The following is a 13,263-nucleotide window of genomic DNA, read 5'->3' as shown; positions in this document are numbered from 1 at the left end:
ACGCATGTTTGCGCCCGTCCCGCTCCGGCGGATCAACGGCTTTCCACGGGGATCAGCGTTTCGGCGCGACCAGCGCGAAAAGCGCCCCTTGAGGATCGGTGAACTGCGCGATCCAGGCCCCGCCGGGCACTTCCATCGGTTCCATCATCGCTTGCGCGCCGCCGGACTTCGCGCGCTCGATCGCTGCGTCGAGCGCCTCGACATTGAAGTAGTAGAGCCAGTAGGGATTGGGAACCTCCTTCGGCTTGGTCATCATGCCGCCGATCGGCTGACCGTTGTGAGCGAAGATCTGATAGACGCCCATGTCGCCCATATCCATCGCCTGGTCCTTGGTCCAGCCGAACAGCTTCGAGTAGAAGCCGAAGGCGGTGTCGAGATCGCCCGCCATCAGTTCGTGCCAGCCCACATTGCCGGCGGCCATCTGCTCCATGGAAGGCGGCGGTTCGCCGGCACCCTTGAAGAGGGCAAAGGCCGCGCCGTGCGGATCCGTGACGATCGCGAAGCGGCCGATATTCGGTATGTCCTCCGGCGCGCGATGAACCGTTCCGCCCTCTGCACTGACCTTGGCGGCGGTGGCATCCACGTCGTCGACCGCCACATAGCCGAGCCATGCCGGCGGCACCTTCATCTCGAGCGCGCCATCGGGCATCGTCATCAATCCGCCCACCTGGTGCTCGCCGGCGTAAAACAGCGTGTAGTTCATGCCCGGCACGCCCGCGTCGCGGGCGCTCCAGCCGACGACATTCTTGTAGAATTCCTCGGCCGCCTTCGTGTCCGTCGTCATCAGTTCGTACCAGACGAATTTCCCATGCATTGTCGGTCCTCCGGTTTTTTGGCTTTGGCAGGCTGTTCCGGCGAGGCGACGACTCGCTCGTCCCGACCAAGATCGTCGCAGTCCCGGTTAGCGGCGGCGATAGTCCGCCTGCATTACTTCTTTCCAGTCGCCGCTTTCGGTCTGGACGCGGGCCGTCAGCGTACGGCGGTTCGCGTCGATGAAAGTTATCCTATCCTGATATCGGGCGGACCGGCCGGGATTTTCGAAGTCAGGCCCTTCACAATTGAGGGCGAGCGTCTTGCCGTCGTCCTCGATCACGCCGTCATAGACCCACATATGGGTCATCATGGAGCCGACCCACGTGCCGACGTAGCGCTTCGTTTCCGGGTTGAAACCGAGCGTCATCAAGGTCTGGCCGGGGGTGCCGTCCGGCATGGTCCCTTGCCCTTCGCAGACGACCCAGAGGCCCTGCATCGAGCGAACCTTCTCCACCCATGGCGGGCTGTTCTCGCCCGTCCCCGTCGAATCTTCGGACGTGACCGTCCATTCGCCGAGCAGCTGTTCCAGCCATCGGTGTTCTTCCTGCGGTTCTGCTTTCACTGCTATCCTCCCATGGTGAGACGCGGCCGACGCTTCCCCAGTTCGCCGCGCAAAGAGCGACAACGTTGGCAAACGCCGAAGGTTCCCTGAACAATCGCGCGATTGAACGTTTCCGTCACGCCCGCCGCCGTGGCGTTTCGTCGTACTCGTCGTGCCGACGGACGAAATCCATGACCTCGCCTTCGTTGCGGCCCTTAGGTGCGCGGTCGAGCAGCATGAAGGTGCCGACCAGCTCCTCCAGTCCGCGGGCATAGGTCGAATAGGTATGATAGACGGTGCCGTCCTCGTCCTTGTAGAAGGCGCTGAGCCCGGGCAGTTCCTCATAGGCGTCGCCGCCGTCGATTTCGGTGAAGTTGTAGACGACCTTGCCGCCCGCGAGCTCGGCGGGCGTGAAGGACACGTGGAAATCGCTGTTGAAGCCATTGCCGAGAGCCGAGACCCAGGGGAAGTGCCAGCCCATGCGTTTACGATAGGCGTCGATCTTTTCCAGGGGCGCATTGGACGCGGCAATCAGGGTTACGTCATGATGGTTGAGGTGGGGAAGCGCGCCGGCGAAGTGATCGGCGACAAAGGAACAGCTCTTGCAGCCGGCTTCCCAGTTTGCACCGAGCATGAAATGATAGACGAGAAGCTGGCTGCGCCCGTCGAAGAGTTCGGCCAATGTCTTCGGCCCGGCTGCGGTGTCGAAGACGTAGGTCTTTTCCATCTTCACCCATGGCAGCGCCTGGCGCTCGGCGTTGATCTTGTCGCGCAGACGGGTGTGCTCCTTCTCCAGAGCGAGCAGCCTTTTGCGCGCCTCCAGCCATTCCCCCGGCGATACGACAGCGTGGTTCGGTGTCATGCCCGTTTCTCCTCCCTCGTGCACGATCCGAAGATCGGCAGACTTTACGGAATGAATTACGCAGCAATTCAAAGTACAGCGGTTTTTGCGCCTCAAGAGATGCCTGGCGCTGCGATGTAGCGCTTGACTAATTATGTTGATATCAACATTACTGTTCTATGTCAAAGTCGCCGCCGATACCTTTTTCCACCACCATTTTTGTCAGGGATACCTGTCTGTGCCTGCATGTTCAGCGCGCCGCCCGGGCGCTCGCCCGTCAGTTCGACGACGCGCTGAGGCCGCTCGACATAACGAACGGCCAGTTCTCGCTGCTGATGTCGCTCAACCGACCGGAGGCGCCTAGCATGAGTGCGGTGGCATCACTGCTTGCCATGGACCGCACGACGCTGACGGCGGCGCTGAAGCCGCTTGAGCGCCGCGGTCTGGTCGAGGTTTTCGTCGACCCGAACGATCGACGTCTGAGGCGGCTGAGGCTGACGGCCGACGGCGGGCGGTTGCTCGCCGAAGCCCTTCCGATCTGGAAGGAAACGCATGCGGCGGTCGACGAGCGTCTCGGCGAGCACGGCGCGGACCGTTTGCGCGCCGATCTGCTGGCGCTGACCTAATGTGATCAACGCCTCATTCCACGCTCCTTAAGGATTGCAATGACATCGGCGATCAGCGTCGTCGCTTGCCGCACTCTTTCTTCTCCCGTTTCCGCGCCAAGCGCATCCGCCCAGACGGTCTGGCGGGCGGTGATTTCGTCGAGCACCGTCTTGCCCCGTTCCGTAAGCGTCATCAGCTTCGCACGCTGATGCGCGGGGTTGTCCCTGTAGGCGATCAATCCCTCGGCTTCGAGGAGATCCGCGATGCGTTGCACGCCCTGTCGGGCGAGCCCGAGTGTGCGGGCGGCATCGGCGACCGACATCGCATTGTGTCTTGCTGCCGCCAAGACTTGCCAGCGGGCACTGGTCTGGCCGGATGGTTGCGCCAGCCTATCTCCTTCGGAGGTCAAGTGGCCTGCCAAGCGAAGCACGGAAATGGCGAATTCGGCGAAAGCATCGCCGGAGGGTGTACGCGAGCGTCTTTTCATATTGACAACATATTGTCATTATCCTAAATGACAATATGTTGTCATGTAGATTCAAAATTGGCAAGACGGCATTTCAACCGGGAGGAATGATGATGAAGACCACGTATAAAGGTAGCTGCCATTGTGGACGCATTCGCTACGAGGTAGACGTCGATCTCGAGGCGGGGACCAGCCGGTGCAATTGCTCCTACTGCTCGAAGCTGCGCTATTGGGGCGCGACCGTGAAGCCGGAGGATTTCCGGCTGATGTGCGAGGAGACCGGTATCGGGGACTATCAGTTCGCCACGATGAGCGGCCATCACCGGTTCTGCACGACGTGCGGCGTTGCGCCCTACGGCCACGGATATGTCGAGGAGATCGGGGGCGCCTTCGTTTCCATCAACGTCGCCTGCCTCGACGATGTCGAGCCGGCCGTGCTCGCTGCCTTGCCGATCCAGTATATGGACGGGCTGCATAACAACTGGTGGAATCCACCGGCCGAGACGCGCTACATGTGATTTCGACGCTCCACAGCAAAAGCTCCCGCTGCGAACGGGAGCCTTCTTAAGCGTGTAGCGCGCCGATTACCTGCCGCCGAGATCCCTGACGGCCCCACGGTCGGCCGAAGTCGCAAAGGCGGCATAGGCCTTGAGCGCGGTCGTCACTCGGCGCTTGCGGTGCTCGGCGGGCTTCCAGCCCTTGGCGTCCTGCTCCTGCCGGCGGGCGGCGAGTTCCGCCTCGTCGACCCTGAGACCGATGGTGCGGTTCGGGATATCGATGTCGATCATGTCGCCGTCGCGCACGAGCCCGATCGTGCCGCCGTTCGCTGCCTCCGGCGAGACGTGGCCGATCGATAGGCCGGAGGTGCCGCCGGAGAAGCGGCCGTCGGTGATCAGCGCGCAAGCCTTGCCGAGGCCTTTCGACTTCAGGTAGCTCGTCGGATAGAGCATTTCCTGCATGCCCGGCCCGCCCTTCGGCCCCTCGTAGCGGATGACGACGACGTCGCCGGCCTTGATCTCGTTGCCGAGGATCGCCTTGACGGCGGCGTCCTGGCTCTCGAACACTCGGGCGGGGCCGGAGAACTTCAAAATGCTCTCGTCGACACCGGCGGTCTTCACGATGCAGCCGTCGAGCGCGATGTTGCCCTTGAGCACGGCAAGGCCGCCGTCCTTCGAGAAGGGATGTTCGACCGAGCGGATGACGCCGTTTTCGCGGTCCATGTCGAGCTCGTCCCAGCGCGCGTCCTGGCTGAAGGCGACCTGCGTCGGGATGCCGCCCGGCGCCGCGCGGAAGAAGTTGCGCACCGTCTCGCTAGACGTGCGGGTGATGTCCCAGCGGTCGATGGCGTCGCCGATCGTTTCGCTGTGCACAGTGACGCAGTCGCGATTGATCAGGCCGCCTTTGTCGAGCTCGCCGAGGATCGACATGATGCCGCCCGCACGGTGAACGTCTTCCATATGCACGTCGGCCTTCGCCGGCGCCACCTTCGAAAGGCACGGCACCTTGCGCGACAGCCGGTCGATGTCGTCCATGGTGAAGTCCACTTCGCCCTCGTAGGCCGCGGCGAGGATGTGCAGCACCGTATTGGTCGAGCCGCCCATGGCGATGTCGAGCGCCATGGCGTTTTCGAAGGCCTGCTTGGATGCGATCGAGCGCGGCAGGACGCGTTCGTCCTCCTGCTCGTAGTAACGGCGCGCCAGATCGACAATGAGGTGACCGGCCTCGACGAAGAGACGCTTGCGGTCGGCGTGCGTTGCCAGCGTCGAGCCGTTGCCGGGCAAGGAGAGGCCGAGCGCCTCGGTCAGACAGTTCATCGAGTTCGCCGTGAACATGCCGGAACAGGAGCCGCAGGTCGGGCAGGCGGAGCGTTCGATGACCTTGACGTCCTCGTCGCTGACCTTGTCGTCGGCGGCGGCGACCATCGCGTCGACGAGATCGAGCGCGTGCGTCTTGCCGTGCAGTACGACCTTGCCCGCTTCCATCGGGCCACCGGAAACGAAGACGGCCGGGATGTTGAGGCGGAGCGCGGCCATCAGCATGCCGGGGGTGATCTTGTCGCAGTTGGAGATGCAGACCATGGCGTCGGCGCAATGGGCATTGACCATGTATTCGACGCTGTCGGCGATGATCTCGCGCGAGGGCAGCGAATAGAGCATGCCGTCATGACCCATGGCGATGCCGTCGTCGACGGCGATCGTGTTGAATTCCTTGGCGACACCGCCGGCCGCTTCGATTTCGCGGGCAACGAGCTGGCCGAGGTCTTTGAGGTGCACGTGGCCGGGCACGAACTGCGTGAAGGAGTTCACCACGGCGATAATCGGCTTGCCAAAGTCGCTGTCCTTCATGCCCGTCGCGCGCCAGAGGCCGCGGGCGCCGGCCATGTTGCGGCCGTGGGTGGTGGTACGAGAGCGATAGGCAGGCATGAACGTGTTCCTTCACGAACGAATGTCATCACGCGAATATGGCGATCCTTAAGCGCCAGCGCAGGGGGTAGTAGCGCAAAACTGCGCGCGCGTCATCTTTTGCGTCAGATTATTTCCGGTGCCGCTGTTCCGCGAACGCGCCCGCATCGCGGCAATGTTCCGGAGAGTGATGCGAGCGACGGCGGCAGGTGCTCCCATGCTTGCCAAGCCGGCGCAACAAGTCCATTGTTTTTTCTCGGCATTCACGCCTAGGGCCCTGGAAATCCGGAGCAAGCAGGCACGCTCGAGGTTCATCCGGGATGAACTGCCACGAATGCGGGTTTGAGATCGAAAGCGGTTTTGCATTCTGCCCGCGATGCGGTGCGAAACAGCCGGTGCCGTGCCCGGCCTGCGGCTATCCGTGTCCAGAGCACTTCGCCTTCTGTCCGCGGTGCGGCACCCAGGTGGGTTCCCCTTCCGTATCCAGATCGGCCGCGAAGTCTGCGTCGCAACAACCGCCGGCCAGGATCATTCCCGCCACGCCCCCCTTGCCGCCGGGGCCGGAGGCCGGCGCCGACCGCCGAACGGTCACAGTCGTCTTTGCCGATCTCTGCGGGTTTACGAGCCTCAGCGAGCAGGTCGATCCGGAGGTGCTTCAGGCGCTGCAGAACGAGCTCTTCGAGGAACTGACGCGTTCCGTGGAAGCCTTCGGCGGATTTGTCGACAAGTTCATCGGCGATGCTCTGCTCGCCCTCTTCGGCGCACCCGTGGCGCATGAGGACGATGCGGAAAGGGCGCTTCGCGCCGCGCTGGAGATGGTGACCAGGGCAGGGCGGGTCGGCGAACACTGGCGAAAGCGCATCGGCCTGCCGCTGAGCCTCCACATCGGCGTCAATACGGGAACGGTCGTTGCCGGTGCCGTCGGCGCCGGCGACACCAAGTCCTATTCGGTAACGGGCGACACGGTGAACACGGCGCAGCGGCTGCAGACCATGGCCGGTCCGGACGAGATCCTTGTCGGTCCGGTGACGCACAAGCTCACACGGCATGCTTTCGCCTACGAGACGCTCGGCGCCGTTGCGCTCCGCGGCAAGGCCGGCAGCTTGCAGGTGCATCGTGTGACCGGGGCGCTCGAAACGCCGCGCCCGGCAAGAGGACTCGACGCGCTCGGCCTCAGCGCGCCGCTGATCGGCCGCGACACTGAACTCGCCCGCTTGCGGGACTGCCTGACGCTTGCCTGCAGCGGGGCTGCGCAAATGGTCAGGCTCGTAGGCGAGGCCGGCATCGGCAAGTCACGCCTCGTCGGCGAGTTCCTGGCCGGCCTCGGCGAGGATCAGTGTTTCGCCCCTGTCGTCGTCAGGCGGGCGGCCTGTTCTCCCCTCGGAGAGCCGTCCTACGGGACACTCGCCACGGTGCTGCGCAGTGCCTATGGCATAGCGATCGGCGACTCTGCGGAGAAGACGCGGGAGCAGCTCGAGGCAGGCCTCGCGGAGATCGGCTTTGCCGCCGCCGAGGTCGAGGACGCGATGCCGCTCCTGTTTCATATCCTCGGCATGGGGGAGCGCGACGGAATCTTGCAGCATGTTCCTCCCGAGCAGCTCCGACGCCAGCTCTTCTCGCTCATTCGCACCCTGTTCGAGCGGCGGCTTGAACGAGCACCGCTATTGCTCCTCATCGAGGACCTGCATTGGGCGGATTCAGCCTCGCTGGAGGCGCTGCGCTTCGTGCTTGACCGGCTGGAACGCAAGCCCTTCATGCTCATCGCCACGCAGCGACCGGATGCCGGGCCGGAGCGGCTGGCGCCGGGCCGCACGAGCGTCACTGCCTTGCGGCTCGCGCCGCTCTCGCCAGCCACCGGCGAGCGCCTCCTGTCAGCTTACTTTGGGGAGGAGGGGCTTCCCAAGCAGCTCAGAAAGCGGATTTTGGCGCGTGCCGGCGGCAATCCGCTTTTCATCGAGGAGATTCTCCGCGGCCTCATCGATCTCGAAATGCTGCAGCGCGAGGGGCCGCATTGGCAGGTGGCCGAGGGTGAGGCGAGCGTCGACATTCCTGTCGGCATCGAGGCGGTGGTGCTCGCGCGTATCGATCGGCTGCCGCAGGAGGTGCGGCGCCTCGTCCATTGCGCCGCAGTGATCGGTCCGCGCTTCGATGCGGGACTGCTCGCTGCCATTTCCGCCGATCCGGCAGGAGTGGACGCGGGCCTAGAACGGCTATGCGATGCGGAAATCATAGAAGAGACGGCCGGAGAAGCTTCGCGAACATCGCAGGCCTACCGTTTCGTGCAGTCGCTCCTGCACGAAGTCGTCTACAACAACCTGCTCGTGAAACGGCGAACGGAAATCCACGCAGCGATCGCCAACGCGCTGGAGCGGCGCTATGGCGAGAACCCGGAACGGCTCGAGGAATTGGCGCTGCTGGGCCATCATTTCAGTCAGTCGGCGGACCGCGCCCGTGGCGCGCGTTATCTGATGGCGGCTGGGGACCGCGCGCGTCAGCTCTACGCCAACGAGGACGCGATCCGCTACTACCGGCAGGCCATGGCGGCCCTTGCCGCGCTCGGCGACGAGACGGCGGAATGGTACGTGGCGCGTGAGCGCATCGCCGACCTGCTGGTGCCGAGCGGTCATCGGGCCCAGGCCGAAGAGCATTATCGCGCGCTTCTCGCAAGCGAGCGCATCGCGGCGGATCCCGTCGCTTCCGCCCGAATCCTGCGCAAGCTCGGCCATCTCCTCTGGGAGGCCGGAAATCGCGGCGAGGCACAGGCGAACTTCGTCGAGGCCGGCGCCCGGCTCGAAAGGGCGGATGCGCCTGTCGAGAGCGCCTCGCTGCTGCAGGAGCGGGGGCATCTCGCCTTCCGCATGGGCGATTATCTCGCTGCCTCCGAATGGGCCGATGAGGCGCTGCGCCGGGTCAAGGGGCTTGATCCCGGTGCGGGTGAGGAGATGCGGCGCGAGGCGGCGCTGGTCACCGCCGAGGCGCTGAACACAAAAGGGGTTGCGCTCGCCCGGCGCGGCGACACGCGCGCGGCAATCGACGCGGTCGAAGAGAGTGTTGCCGTCGCGGAGGGGGCCGCCCTCATGCATGCGGCCTGCCGGGGATATACGAACCTTGGAGTGCTCTACACGATCGTCGACCCGAAGCTCGCCATCGATGTCTGCCGACGCGGTCTCGACATGGCCCGCCGCATCGGAGACCTCGGCTTTCAGGCGCGGCTGCTCGCGAACCTGGCGGTTGCCTATTGCACCTTCACTCATCGTTGCAGCGGCGACGGCGTCCCGGCGGCGCAGAAGGCGGTCGAGCTCGACCGGATGTTAGACCAGCGGGATCATCTACCCGTGTCCCTGCTTGTGCTCGGCCAGATCTATCAATGCCACGACCGGCCTCACGAAGCCCGCCGACTCTATTGCGAGGCGCTCGAGCTTGCCGGCGAGACAGGCGAAGCGCAGGTACTGTTTCCATGCTATGATGGTCTGGCGACGCTTTGTCTCGATGAAGGCGAACTTGCCGAGGCCGAGCGCTATTTCGGTCTGGCCCGCGACGTTTGCGACCGTCATGAGCTCGACCCCGAAGCCTTGGTGATATTGCCGTTCCTCGATTGAGGTTTTTTCGTCAGATTGGGCCGCGGGAGTGAAGCAGCGCCTCTCCTAATTTAGCTGAGGCGGACCCCACAACGCGTAACGGGAGGAAACAGCCATGGAAGAATATCGCAGTTCCGGGCCGTTGCAGCCGGGCGATCGGGCGCCCAACGTGGTGCTCGATGCGATCACCCATGAGGGCAAGATCGCGATTGATGATTTTCGCGGGCGGAAGCCCGTCTTGGTGGGCCTGTTCAGGGGCCTGCAATGTCCATTTTGCCGCCGCCAGATCGCAACGATGGCACAGCTCAAGGCCGCACTGAACGAAAAGGGTGTCGAAAGCCTGACCGTCGTGAATACGCCGATCGAGCGGGCGCGGCTCTATTTCCGCTACCATCCCCTGCCGAACCTTCTTGCCGCCGCGGATCCCGAACGGGTTTCGCACCGGGCCTTCGGTCTTCCCAACCCGGAGTTCACCGAGGACGAGGACGACTGGCCTCATAAGATCAGCATGCAGACCATAATGTCCATGCGCGTCGAGCTGCCCGACGAGCTGCCGGAACCGATGAACCCCATGGCGGCATCCGAATATCTCCAACAGGCGGACGGCTATGAGATGACGGAGGACGACAACCGCATGGCCGCAACGGCTATGGCACAGCTCGTCGGCGAGTTCCTCATCGACCGCGACGGCGTCGTGCGCTGGAGTTTCACCGAGGCGGCCGGAGGCGGAAGCAACATGTTCCGCGCTCCGACGCCGGAAGAGGTGATGTCGGCGGCCTCGCAGGTCGTGCATTGAGATGCGACATCCCTGGGCGGCATAGCAGACGCTCCTGTCGCCCCCGCGGCGCGCGCAACAAAAAAGGCCGGGTTGAACCCGACCTTCATCACCTGTAGCCACTGCCAGTACATCCGTGGTCAATGGCGAGGTGGGTATTTCCTAACCGCATACCATGACGATCGCGTGACAATGTCTCGAAAAAGAGCCGGACAGGTTCAATCGATTCGACGGGGGAAATACATAGACTCGACTCGATCCAGAGGTCGAAATCATCAACGTTGTGGAGAGATCGGAATGGTGGGCGTGACAAGGATCGAACTTGTGACCCCTACGATGTCAACGTAGTGCTCTCCCGCTGAGCTACACGCCCATCCGATGCGGCGCATAGACCACAAAACCGGCGTCCGCGTCAATAGGCTTTTCGAAGGTTTTTTGACAGAAATTTCTCGGGGCGCCTGCGGCGGGATTTCCGGTGCGGCGCTCGCACCTCAGCGCCGGTTTTCTGTCCGGTTTGATCGGCTAAGCCCTTGAAATAGCAAAAGGCCGCTGCTCGACCATGTTGATAGGCGGCGGCCTCGAAGCGGTTTCTTGCGTATCAGTCGGCCGGCAAAGCGGGCGGGCAATTCTGCCCTTTCTCAGGCCGCCAGCATCTTGTTGACCTCGTTGACGAGGTCGCGCAGGTGGAAGGGCTTGGAGAGCACCTTTGCATCCTTCGGCGCCTTGGAATCGGGGTTGAGCGCCACGGCGGCGAAGCCGGTGATGAACATCACCTTCAGGTCGGGGTCGAGTTCGGTCGCCCGGCGGGCGAGTTCGATGCCGTCCATCTCGGGCATGACGATGTCGGTGAGGAGAAGCGAAAAGGGTTCTTCACGAAGCCGGTCATACGCGCTGGCGCCGTTGTCATAGGAAAGGACCTTGTAGCCAGCCTTTTCCAGCGCCTTCACGAGGAAGCGGCGCATGTCGTTATCGTCTTCGGCAAGGAGGATTTTCGCAGTCATGTATTCGGCCGTGGCTACTTCTTTTCGATGCTTGTGGATAGCGGCAGCTTAGCCAACCGCAACATGGTAAATATCTGGTGAACAGGGGCGATCAAGTCCCCGAAACCAGCGGGAGGCCACTATGGACACAGAGGCGGCCAGCTGGCAACATGATCCGAACAGCAAGATCCCGACATGGTAAAAAGGGTTCCGATGGGGGAAGCGGTCGAGTTCGCGTTTTTCGAGGTTCTGGATCCCGCGAATCAGCGGATTCCTTTCGTGTTCAACTCCCCGCACAGCGGTCGCCATTATCCCCAGTCCTTTCTCGATCAGTCGCGCCTCGATCCGCATTCGATCCGCCGTTCGGAAGATCACTTCGTCGATGAACTGTTCCGCAGCGCCACCTTTCTGGGGGCGCCCTTGCTCCGGGCCCATTTTCCGCGTGCCTTCCTCGACGTCAACCGTGAACCCTACGAGCTCGACCCGCGCATGTTCGAGGGCGCGCTGCCGGCGCATGCCAACATCAGCTCGATGCGCGTTGCCGGCGGCCTTGGCACCGTGCCCCGTCTTGTTGCCGAAAATATGGAAATCTATCGCAGCCGCTTCCCGGTCGAGGAGGCCCTCGCGCGGATCGAGACGATCTACAAGCCTTATCACGCCACACTCCGGAAGCTGATCGCCCGCACCCATGTGCGGTTCGGGATGTCGATCCTCATCGACTGCCATTCGATGCCCGGCAATGTCCATCTTCCCGGAAGCGGCCAGCGCCCCGATTTCATCATCGGCGACCGTTATGGAACGAGCGCGGCGGCGGAACTGTCGCGCGCCGCCGTGGATCTGCTGGAAGGGCTCGGCTATGCGGTCGCCCGCAACAAGCCCTATGCCGGCGGCTTCATCACCGAACACTACGGCCGGCCGACTCGCGGGCTGCATGCGCTTCAGATCGAAATCAACCGTAGTCTCTATGTCGACGAAACGACCCTCGCCAAAAAGCCCGGATTTGCCGCCTTGGAGGCCGACCTCGCAACATTCATCGCCGCACTCGCGCGCCACGTCGAAGATTATGGCGCCTACCTGCCGCTGGCGGCGGAATAGCCGGCTACTGCCCAAAACGGCTCACATGCAAGAACCGGAACCGGTTTCAGGACCAAGTTCTGCGGCAAATTTAAAACGTTGAGCGGGGTGGTGCCAGCGGCTTGAGGGGTAAAAAGAACCGCGCCAGCGGCGCGGTCAAGTCTAGGGAGGAAACACCCAAGGAGGGTATTTGCAGCCACGAGTGACTGCAGGAGAACACTAATATTGCGCTGCACAATTGTCAAGTTTTAGGGGTACAGACTTTTGTATGATCGGCGTTTATTCGTCTGCTGGTTGTACAGCCGCAAATGATCGCCGCAGTGCCGGCCGGAGCGGACGTTGCCTTTCGGCGAATTTCGTCTATTCAGGATGACACTTCCCCTTTGCTCCTCCGAGAAAGTGCCATGCTACCGGATCGCTCCTTCTTCGACCGTCTCGCCGACGCCGCCAGGGCGCAAACCATGCCGCTTTTCCGGACGGGCGCCTGCGTGACGAACAAGCTGGAAGGCGGCTTCGATCCGGTGACCGAGGCCGACCAGTCGGCCGAAGCGGCGATCCGGGCGCTGATCGAACGCACCTTTCCCGGCCACGGCATTCTTGGCGAGGAGTATGGGAATGTCGGCCTCGATCGTGAACATGTCTGGGTCATCGACCCGATCGACGGCACGCGCGCCTTCATTTCCGGCCTGCCGGTGTGGGGCACCTTGATCGGTCTCTATCGTAACGGCAAGGCGATCATGGGGTTGATGGACCAGCCCTTCACAGGCGAGCGCTATTTCGCCGACGGGGAGAAGTCGGTCTATCGCGGCCCCGATGGCGAGAAGGTGCTTTCGACGCGGAACTGCGGCGGGCTTTCGGACGCCGTGCTCTTCACCACTTCGCCGCATCTTTACACGGGCGAGCTCAAGGAGCGCTTCGAGGCGCTGCAGGAGAAGGTCAGGCTCTTCCGCTACGGCTGCGATTGCTATGCCTTTGCGCTTCTTGCAGCGGGCCACGTCGATCTCGTCGTCGAGTGCGGCCTCAAGCCCTATGACGTCGGCGGACTCATTCCGCTGATCGAACAGGCGGGCGGCGTGATCACCAACTGGCAAGGCGGGTCGGCGGAAATGGGCGGCGAAATCGTCGCCGCCGGCAGCCGCGAACTCCACGCTCAGGCGCTGGAAACGCTGAACGGAAGACGCGTCTAG

The 13,263-nt window shown here is 63.1% G+C and carries 12 protein-coding genes and 1 tRNA gene; 6 read left to right on the top strand and 7 right to left on the bottom strand.

Going from position 1 to position 13,263, the window contains the following annotated elements:
- Window positions 1-52: 52 nt before the first annotated feature.
- The 3 genes from AYK65_RS14410 to AYK65_RS14400 all read right to left on the bottom strand — a co-directional run bounded on the left by AYK65_RS14410 (window position 53) and on the right by AYK65_RS14400 (window position 2,216).
- Window positions 53-814, bottom strand: a complete 762-nt coding sequence (locus AYK65_RS14410) for a VOC family protein (RefSeq protein WP_046116509.1) — start codon at window positions 812-814, stop codon at window positions 53-55.
- 87 nt (window positions 815-901) lie between these two features.
- Window positions 902-1,375, bottom strand: a complete 474-nt coding sequence (locus AYK65_RS14405) for a DUF1579 domain-containing protein (protein ID WP_046116508.1) — start codon at window positions 1,373-1,375, stop codon at window positions 902-904.
- Between the two features lie 115 nt (window positions 1,376-1,490).
- Window positions 1,491-2,216, bottom strand: a complete 726-nt coding sequence (locus tag AYK65_RS14400) for a DUF899 domain-containing protein (protein WP_081158814.1) — start codon at window positions 2,214-2,216, stop codon at window positions 1,491-1,493.
- A 158-nt stretch (window positions 2,217-2,374) separates the two neighbouring features.
- Between AYK65_RS14400 and AYK65_RS14395 the strand changes: the two genes are divergently transcribed.
- The gene (locus tag AYK65_RS14395) at window positions 2,375-2,821 is read left to right on the top strand and encodes a MarR family winged helix-turn-helix transcriptional regulator (protein WP_046116506.1); all 447 of its coding nucleotides are present in this window, start codon (window positions 2,375-2,377) and stop codon (window positions 2,819-2,821) included.
- A gap of 5 nt (window positions 2,822-2,826) precedes the next feature.
- Here AYK65_RS14395 and AYK65_RS14390 read toward each other — a convergent pair whose 3' ends face one another.
- Window positions 2,827-3,288, bottom strand: a complete 462-nt coding sequence (locus AYK65_RS14390) for a MarR family winged helix-turn-helix transcriptional regulator (RefSeq protein ID WP_046116505.1) — start codon at window positions 3,286-3,288, stop codon at window positions 2,827-2,829.
- Window positions 3,289-3,380: 92 nt separating this feature from the next.
- Here AYK65_RS14390 and AYK65_RS14385 point away from each other — a divergent pair, with 92 nt between their 5' ends.
- Window positions 3,381-3,785, top strand: a complete 405-nt coding sequence (locus AYK65_RS14385) for a GFA family protein (protein WP_026616225.1) — start codon at window positions 3,381-3,383, stop codon at window positions 3,783-3,785.
- Between the two features lie 66 nt (window positions 3,786-3,851).
- Here the strand turns inward: AYK65_RS14385 and ilvD are convergent, their stop codons facing one another.
- Window positions 3,852-5,690, bottom strand: coding sequence for a dihydroxy-acid dehydratase (ilvD, locus tag AYK65_RS14380; protein ID WP_046116504.1), 1,839 nt, complete (start codon window positions 5,688-5,690; stop codon window positions 3,852-3,854).
- Window positions 5,691-5,989: 299 nt separating this feature from the next.
- On the opposite strand from ilvD, the gene AYK65_RS14375 reads away from it, so the two are divergent.
- Window positions 5,990-9,268 carry an adenylate/guanylate cyclase domain-containing protein gene (locus AYK65_RS14375; protein WP_046116503.1) on the top strand — a complete coding sequence of 1,093 codons (3,279 nt, stop codon included), beginning with the start codon at window positions 5,990-5,992 and terminating at the stop codon, window positions 9,266-9,268.
- A gap of 94 nt (window positions 9,269-9,362) precedes the next feature.
- A complete protein-coding gene (locus AYK65_RS14370) occupies window positions 9,363-10,043 on the top strand; it encodes a peroxiredoxin-like family protein (protein WP_026616228.1) in 681 nt (226 codons plus the stop codon).
- Window positions 10,044-10,320: 277 nt separating this feature from the next.
- Here the strand turns inward: AYK65_RS14370 and AYK65_RS14365 are convergent.
- Both AYK65_RS14365 and cpdR1 read right to left on the bottom strand, forming a co-directional pair.
- Window positions 10,321-10,395 (bottom strand) — tRNA-Val (locus AYK65_RS14365).
- A 265-nt stretch (window positions 10,396-10,660) separates the two neighbouring features.
- A complete protein-coding gene (gene cpdR1, locus AYK65_RS14360; protein ID WP_003531148.1) occupies window positions 10,661-11,023 on the bottom strand; it encodes a response regulator CpdR1 in 363 nt (120 codons plus the stop codon).
- A 192-nt stretch (window positions 11,024-11,215) separates the two neighbouring features.
- On the opposite strand from cpdR1, the gene AYK65_RS14355 reads away from it, so the two are divergent.
- A complete protein-coding gene (locus AYK65_RS14355) occupies window positions 11,216-12,097 on the top strand; it encodes an N-formylglutamate amidohydrolase (protein WP_026616230.1) in 882 nt (293 codons plus the stop codon).
- 383 nt (window positions 12,098-12,480) lie between these two features.
- Window positions 12,481-13,263 carry a histidinol-phosphatase gene (hisN, locus tag AYK65_RS14350; RefSeq protein ID WP_026616231.1) on the top strand — a complete coding sequence of 261 codons (783 nt, stop codon included), beginning with the start codon at window positions 12,481-12,483 and terminating at the stop codon, window positions 13,261-13,263.

Origin of the sequence: Ensifer aridi, from assembly GCF_002078505.1 — a bacterium.
GTDB lineage: Bacteria > Pseudomonadota > Alphaproteobacteria > Rhizobiales > Rhizobiaceae > Sinorhizobium > Sinorhizobium aridi.
Note: the sequence above shows the minus strand (reverse complement) of the source record. Positions and strands in the feature narration are given on the sequence as shown.